At 31.6% G+C, this 7,566-nt stretch carries 6 protein-coding genes; 5 read left to right on the forward strand and 1 reads right to left on the reverse strand.

Annotated elements, in window-relative coordinates; genetic code table 11:
* The first annotated feature begins 50 nt into the window (after window positions 1–50).
* The 5 genes from AA80_RS00545 to aglA all read left to right on the forward strand — a co-directional run bounded on the left by AA80_RS00545 (window position 51) and on the right by aglA (window position 6,473).
* Window positions 51–1,247 (forward strand): glycosyltransferase, encoded by a 1,197-nt coding sequence (locus AA80_RS00545; protein ID WP_103875928.1) that lies wholly within the window; start codon window positions 51–53, stop codon window positions 1,245–1,247.
* On the forward strand, window positions 1,244–2,311 hold the full coding sequence (gene wecB / locus AA80_RS00550) for a non-hydrolyzing UDP-N-acetylglucosamine 2-epimerase (RefSeq protein ID WP_103875929.1): 1,068 nt from the start codon (window positions 1,244–1,246) through the stop codon (window positions 2,309–2,311). The genes AA80_RS00545 and wecB overlap by 4 nt, the downstream gene beginning before the upstream one ends.
* A gap of 123 nt (window positions 2,312–2,434) precedes the next feature.
* On the forward strand, window positions 2,435–3,646 hold the full coding sequence (locus AA80_RS00555) for a glycosyltransferase (protein ID WP_103875930.1): 1,212 nt from the start codon (window positions 2,435–2,437) through the stop codon (window positions 3,644–3,646).
* Between the two features lie 351 nt (window positions 3,647–3,997).
* Entirely contained in the window at window positions 3,998–4,987 is a 990-nt protein-coding gene (locus AA80_RS00560) for a LacI family DNA-binding transcriptional regulator (RefSeq protein WP_158248340.1), read from the forward strand.
* Between the two features lie 31 nt (window positions 4,988–5,018).
* Window positions 5,019–6,473 (forward strand): alpha-glucosidase AglA, encoded by a 1,455-nt coding sequence (gene aglA, locus AA80_RS00565; protein WP_103875932.1) that lies wholly within the window; start codon window positions 5,019–5,021, stop codon window positions 6,471–6,473.
* Between the two features lie 34 nt (window positions 6,474–6,507).
* Here the strand turns inward: aglA and AA80_RS00570 are convergent, their stop codons facing one another.
* Window positions 6,508–7,257 carry a DeoR/GlpR family DNA-binding transcription regulator gene (locus tag AA80_RS00570; protein WP_103927198.1) on the reverse strand — a complete coding sequence of 250 codons (750 nt, stop codon included), beginning with the start codon at window positions 7,255–7,257 and terminating at the stop codon, window positions 6,508–6,510.
* Window positions 7,258–7,566 lie beyond the last annotated feature (309 nt).

A 7,566-nucleotide genomic window follows, 5' to 3' on the forward strand; every position in this document is an offset into this window, starting at 1 on the left:
AATAAGAAACGAGTGTTAATATTAACGAATCATTGAGGAAAGGAGCAAAAATGAACCTATTATATGCAGGATTCATAAGAGAAGAATCTGAAGAAAAAGGTATTTTAACAAAAATGATCAGTCAATGCTTAACCTTTAAAAAGGTTTTTGATAATGTTTACTTATATATTTCAAGGCAATCAGAAGCGGTGCTTTATAGCATTGAAGATTTTGGCGTAAAGAAAGAAATCAAAACTTTTTCATATCCTACTTTGGCAGCTTATAATGAACAGAGTAAAATTAGAAAAATTAAAGGTTTTATCCGATATAGGTCGTTTTTAGCTTTTTTATATAAAATAATTAATTCATATGAAATAAATACATTATACTCTAGAAATTTACAGCTTACAAACAAATTAATTAAATTGTCGAAAAGAAAAAAATTAATAAAAATCATTGAAATTCCAACGTATCCATTTGAAAATGAAATTAAAAAGGCGACAAATAAAATTGAATATAACCTATTGTGGAAAAACAGAGAAAAAAAAGTCGAAGATTTCGCAGATATAATTGTTGCTATTTCATCAGACAATACGTTGAAGGTAGATAAAAAATTTGTTCTAATAAGTAACGGTATTCGATTAGAAGACATCAAAATAAAAAATCAGAATCAGAACAAAAAGGCCTCCATTCATTTGCTATCTATAGCAAATCTTCGTTTTTGGCATGGATACGATAGAATAATTAAGGGCCTGTATGAATATTACAAAAAAAATCCAAAAAAAGCGGTCTACTATCACTGCGTAGGTGAAGGATCGGTATTAGAGAATTTAAAGAATTTAGTAAAAGAACTTAAATTAGAGAAATATGTTATTTTTCATGGGACAAAAGTTGGTGAAGAATTAGATAAAATTGTAGATGAATCAGATATTGCTTTGGGTAGTCTTGGATTTCATAGAAGTGGCCTTAGGGGAGGTTCCCCTTTAAAGGCTAGAGAGTATTGTGCCAGGGGAATTCCTTTTGTAATTGCTTATGATGATTGGGATTTTCCAGAATCTTTTCAGTATGTTTTTAGAATTCCACAAGATGATAGTCCTGTTGACATTGATAAAGTAATTAATTGGTATGAAGACTTATCGAAAAAACATCCTGATTATTCTTTAGAGATGAGAAAATATGCTGAAGAAAATTTAAGTTGGGATGCAAAGATGAAACCTGTAATAGAAAAAATCAAAGAATTAGCAAGAGAAAGGAACATTAATACATGAAACTAATCAGTTTAATAGGAGCTCGTCCTCAGATAATAAAAGAAGCGATTCTAAATAAAGAATTTGAGAAAAAAGGTATAAAAGAAATCTTAGTTCATTCTGGGCAACATTACGACTTCAATATGTCAGATGTATTCTTTAAAGTTTTAAATATAAGAAAAGCTGATTACAATTTAGGAGTAGGTTCAGCAACTCATGCCCAGATGACGGCTAAAACAATGATAGAATTTGAAAAGGTTGTATTAAAAGAACATCCTGGTATTATATTAGTATACGGAGACACAAATACAACATTAGCTGGAGCAATAGTAGGAGCTAAATTAAAGATCCCTGTTGCCCACGTAGAAGCAGGGATAAGACAAGAACCAAAGGACATGCCTGAAGAAATAAATAGAGTATTAACAGATAGAATATCAAAATACCTATTTTGCCCTTCTGAACTAGCTGTAAACAACTTAAAAAAGGAAGGTATCACTGAGGGAGTATCCTTCACAGGAGATATAATGTACGATCTCTTTTTAAAGATGAGACCATATTTCAAAGAAGATATTATCGACGAATTGAATTTGGAAGAAAACAAATATATAGTGACTACGATTCATAGAGATTTTAATACAGACAATAAAATAAAACTAGAGAGTATATTGAACGAGTTAGAAAAAATATCAAAAGAAATAAAGGTTGTCTTTCCCATACATCCAAGAACCAAAAAGAAAATAGATGAATTCAATCTTAACAAATACACAAAAGATATTCTACTGATAGAACCTCTCGATTACTTAAGTATGATGGGATTGGTACAAAAGAGCCTTTTTGTAATAACAGACAGTGGAGGGTTGCAAAAAGAAGCATATTTTGCAGGGAAAAGAGCGATAGTTGTTATGCCAGACACAGGCTGGAGAGAGTTAACACAAGCAGATTGGAATATACTGAGTGAACCTGATGAAATCAAAAATAAGATGGATCATATAATAAGCAACGAAATATCTTCAAATGTAGAAAATATATACGGAGATGGAAAAACAGGGGAAAAAATAGTAAAGATAATAAAGATAATAGGATAGTAAGTCTAGTAGGTATCAAATTTTTGTGATGTTATACTTTTCTATAAAAGTATTCATTAAATACAGTTCCCCAAGGAGAATTGATAATCTGTGCCAAAAATTCATTTCTGAAGGTGAAATCTTGTGAAAATACTATTCATAACGAATTTATTTCCTTTTCCTCAAAATCTAACAAGTGGCATTTTTATAACCAAAAGGATAGAAATTCTTAGAAATTTTAATGTGCTTTTTGATATTTACGGTTTAGTTCCTGTAGAGTCGCTCGGAGTAAAATTTTTGAAAAAGATTCTTTCGGAGGGTAATTATAAAGTCACTGATTCATTTTTTGATATAAATGGTATCAAATATAAATATGAAAAATTCAATAGAAATTTGATAGATCTTTTTAATTTAATCATATTAAAGAAAAATATTCAAATTAAAAAATCAGAAAAAATTGCAAGTAGTTTATTTTCTAAAGTTAAAGATGAAAGATTCGACGTTATTCACGCTCATGGAATGCATTCTTTACCCGCAGGATTAGTTGCTAAAATATTGTCTGAAAAGTTAAATATTCCGTACGTAGTTACCGGTCATGGCAGTGACATAAATTTTATAATGCCTTTAGCAAAAGAATTGTACGTTGATGTTTTAGAAAATGCCGCCAAAGTTATTTTCGTGAGTAATGCCTTATTGAATAAAGCTAAATCATTTGGGTATGCTGGTGAGAATTCTATTGTTATTTCAAACGGAATCGAACCAGATATCTTTAAACCCTTGGATAAAGAAAAAATAAAAAAAGAATTGGGATTATCTAAAAAGGTTGTTGGGTTTGTAGGTGGATTGAAGAAAGTAAAAAGGGCAGATAAATTGCCCGAAATTTTTTCTTATATATCTTCAATCTACGATACTGAGTTTTTAGTTGTTGGAGATGGTGAGTTAAAAGAAGGTATTGAGAATGAGTGTAAGAAAAGAAATTTGCAGGTTAAATTTGTTGGAAATGTTTCTCATGAAGACGTATCTTATTATATGAATGCAATGGATGTAATGATACTTCCAAGTAGGAATGAAGGATGGCCGTGTGTCGTGTTGGAAGCACAGGGATGCGAGGTAGCTGTTGTTGGTAGCAGTAACGGAGGTATACCTGAGGCAATTGGAGATGGAGGAATAGTTGTAGAAGAAGGAGAAGAGTTTGAAAAAAGGTTTGCTCAATCGGTTGTAAAATTATTGGAAGATCCTATTGATGAAAGTTATTTAAGAAAAAGGGCTTTGGGGTTTTCGTGGAAGAGTATTGTAGAAAAGGAAGTAGAGGTGTATAACGAAGCTTTAAATAGATTTGGAGGAAGTAATGCCTAAAGAGAGAGAATTTATTAAATCTTTTTTTCAGTTTTCAATGGACCAACGGATAGCTACTTGACATATAACCCAGCAGAGTTTAGTAAAATATGGATGTTCAATACTTAATTTCATCCCTCCCTCAAAACCTCTTTAACCAATTCAGATTTATTGAATTAGCTGAAAAACAAAGCTTTCCTTTATAATCAATTCTAAACCTCTTTAATCGTCTCTAGTTACCTCTAATCGGACTTGATAAAATAGTATAATTCTGATAAAATAAGAATACGTATTCAAAAAGCATTTAAAGTAATTCTGTAAATTCTTAGATAAATCGAATTCATAATTTTAAAGGAAATGGGGAAAATTCTTATGAAAACAATGAAAGAAATTGCCAAAATGGCTGGAGTTTCTCAATCAACTGTTTCAAGGGTGATAAATAATAATCCTAACGTCAACCCTGAAATCAAAAGAAAAGTTTTAGAATACATTAGAAAATACAATTATCAACCAAATAGAATGGCTCGAAGCCTTGTCAAAAATAAAAGTTTTCTTATTGGAATAGTACTACCTGAATTAACGAACCCTTATTTCCCAGAAATACTAGAATCCTTAGAAGAAGAAGCAAATTACTATAATTACAACATTGTACTGTCAATCACTTATGGTAGTCTTCAAAGAGAAAAAGAGCAAATAGAAATGCTTTTAAGTAGAAGAGTCGACGGTTTGATTATAAATCCGACTGATTTATCGCATGGTGAACATATAACTAAAATCAAATCAATCATACCTACTGTTATATGTGCCCAAGATTTAGACGGTTTTGATTATGTAACGGTTGATCACTATTTGGCGGGAAAAATCGTTGCTAAATATCTAATAAATAAAGGGCACATAAACATCGGATATATTGGATATTTAAAAGATAAAAAATTAAAAGGATTTTATGAAGAAATCATAGCTAACAATTTGAATTTCAACGAAGACAATTATCTAGTGGCTCCTGAGGAGATATCTGATTTCACAAAAAGCAGTGAAAAAAAGTTATTAACAAAAATTATAGATAAAAATATAACAGCAGTCTACACTATAAACGATATTATAGCAACAAAAGTGATCAATATTTTGATAAAAAATAAAATGAAAGTGCCGGATGATGTAGCGGTAGTAGGTTTTGATAACACCATAATTTGTAATTTAACAAATCCGCCATTAACCAGTGTAGCACAACCCACCCGAGAAATCGGTAGAAAAAGCGTAGATATATTAGTCAAAAAAATTGAAAAAACCAATTTGCACAACGATAATAATTTGGATCAAATTTTTCTACCACCTAGATTGGTGATAAGGAAATCCACATAATCAAAGAACTTACAAAGGAGGAAAAAGGTAAATGGCAGCTATCAAGTTAGGAATTATTGGAGCAGGAAGCGCAGCATTTTCTTTAAGATTGGTTAGCGATCTTTGTAAAACAAAAGGTTTATCAGGAAGTTTAGTATCCTTAATGGATATAGATAAAGACAGATTGAACGCAGTACACATGCTTGCTAAGAAATTTGCAGAAGAATTTGGAGCAGATTTGAGATTTGAAACTACAACAAACGTTGAAGACGCAATAAAAGACTCAAGTTTTGTTGTAAATACTGCCCTTGTTGGAGGGCACAGTTACTTTGAACAGGTAAGAAAAATTTCAGAAAAATACGGATATTATAGAGGAATAGACTCACAAGAATTCAACATGGTTTCAGATTATTACACAATAAGCAATTTCAACCAATTAAAGTTCATGCACGATGTAGCAAAAGCTATTGAAAGGATATCTCCTAAGGCATGGCTTTTGCAGGCAGCAAACCCTGTCTTTGAATTAACAAATTTAATAACAAGAACGGTTCCAATAAACATGGTTGGAATATGCCATGGCCATCATGGAGTAGACCAAATAATAGAAAAATTAGGATTAGATGCAGGAAAAGTTGAATGGCAAGTAGCAGGTGTAAACCATGGAATTTGGCTGACAAAATTCATGTACGAAGGAAAAGATGCCTACCCACTCATTAATGAATTATTAGAAAAAGAGGTTAAAAGCTTCAAACCCACCAATCCATTCGATGATCAACTCTCTCCCGTTGCAAAAGATATGTATGAATTCTATGGAAAAATGCCCATTGGAGACACAGTCAGGAACGGAAGTTGGAAATACCATTACAATCTTGAAACAAAGAAAAAATGGTTTGGCGAGCCATTGGGAGGCGTTGATTCAGAGTTAGGATGGAAATGGTATCAAGACAGACAAGCAGAGATTGCATTAGCAATGCAAAAAGTTGCCAAATATTTTCAAGAGAATAAAAATGCCAAATTACTTTCAAAAGAATCATTCGCCGAGATTATCTCTCAAACCAAAAACGATGTAAAAGAAGAATTCACAAAAGAAATATACAACTTGTTAGATCCTCAAAAGAAAAGCGGTGAACAACATATATTGTTAGCAAATGCCTTATTAAACGATGAAAAAGTAGACCTTGTTCTCAACTTGCCAAATAACGGTACTATACCTGGAATTCCAGACGATGTAGCCGTGGAGATTCCTGTGTATGCAGACAAAGATGGAATACATCGTTACAAAATAGATCCACCACTTCCAGAAAGGATAACAAAGATGTACCTATACCCAAGAATTATGAGAATGGAATGGGCATTAGAAGCATTCCTAACTGGAGATAAAAAAGTACTCGAAGAATTTTTCATCAGAGACCCACGTACAAAATCTTACGACCAGGTAGTAAAAGTTATTGATGAAATTCTTGCTTTACCAGGGAACGAAGAAATGGAAAAGCACTACGGCAAATAATAGTTTATTTTAGGGGGCTAATGCCCCCCTTTATTTAATAAACAAACTTATCTGCAAATATTTTGTATAAATCCTCGTTATAAGTGTCAGTGATAAATTTATCTATTTCTTCTATTTCAAATGTTTTCATTATTGATTTTTTACCAAACTTAGAGCTGTCAACAAGCATATATATTTCATTACTATTTTCTGCCACTATCTTTTTTATACTTGCACTTTGTGGAAGATTTTCAAATGTGCCTTCTTCAAAAGAAAAGGCACTACAAGAAAAAAAGGCTTTTTCTACACGGATTTCTTTCATCATATTCTCAGGAATAACACCAACAGTTACCCCATTTTTGTTATCTAATGTTCCACCTGCAACTACAACGTTGTGAGTAGGATTTTCACAGAGTGCCAATGCAGTGTACAGATTATTAGTCACAATGTTCAAAAATTCTTTTTTTTGAGCTATCTTCTGAGCTAAAATATAGCAAGTACTACTTGCATCTAAAAACAAAGTTGAATCTCGATTTATAAACGTTAAGGCTAACTCAGCAATCTTTTCTTTTTTATCCTGATTAAGTTTCATTCTCTCGAAAAATTGAGCTTCAGATAAATTATTTCTCTTTTTTCTTATACCTCCGTAGAATTTCTCAATTAGCCCTTTTTTATAAAGCTCTGATATATCTCTTCTCAAAGTTACCATAGATACACCCAACTCTCGAGCCAAATCTTCTATATTAACAGATTTTTCTCTTTCTAAAATTTCTAAAATTCTATCCTGCCTCATAACTTTTGTCATTAAAATCACTCTCCATCGATGTTTTATATAAATATGTTTTAAAGAAAAATTAAAAAATTTAAAATCATGCAAAAAATCCGATTACGGTCAATTATAATGAATTATTTCCGAATAACTCGAAAATTCTTTGATTATGTTAGTTTTGTATTTCGCCTAATTACTGATATACTATGTTAAAATTATATCATAATATTATCACACGATGATCATATTTTACAAAAATATAATATTAAATTTAGAAATATGGGCGGGGAGCGGGGCGAACGGAGAAGAGTCATTTATCCTTTAGGGTGGGCAGCGGGGCAAAGG

Origin of the sequence: Petrotoga sibirica DSM 13575, from assembly GCF_002924625.1 — a bacterium.
Lineage (GTDB): Bacteria > Thermotogota > Thermotogae > Petrotogales > Petrotogaceae > Petrotoga > Petrotoga sibirica.

Coding starts and splice junctions, on each gene's coding strand:
- AA80_RS00545 (WP_103875928.1), top strand. CDS start 51: ATGAACCTATTATATGCAGGATTCATAAGAGAAGAATCTGAAGAAAAA.
- wecB (WP_103875929.1), top strand. CDS start 1,244: ATGAAACTAATCAGTTTAATAGGAGCTCGTCCTCAGATAATAAAAGAA.
- AA80_RS00560 (WP_158248340.1), top strand. CDS start 3,998: ATGAAAACAATGAAAGAAATTGCCAAAATGGCTGGAGTTTCTCAATCA.
- aglA (WP_103875932.1), top strand. CDS start 5,019: ATGGCAGCTATCAAGTTAGGAATTATTGGAGCAGGAAGCGCAGCATTT.
- AA80_RS00570 (WP_103927198.1), bottom strand. CDS start 7,257: ATGACAAAAGTTATGAGGCAGGATAGAATTTTAGAAATTTTAGAAAGA.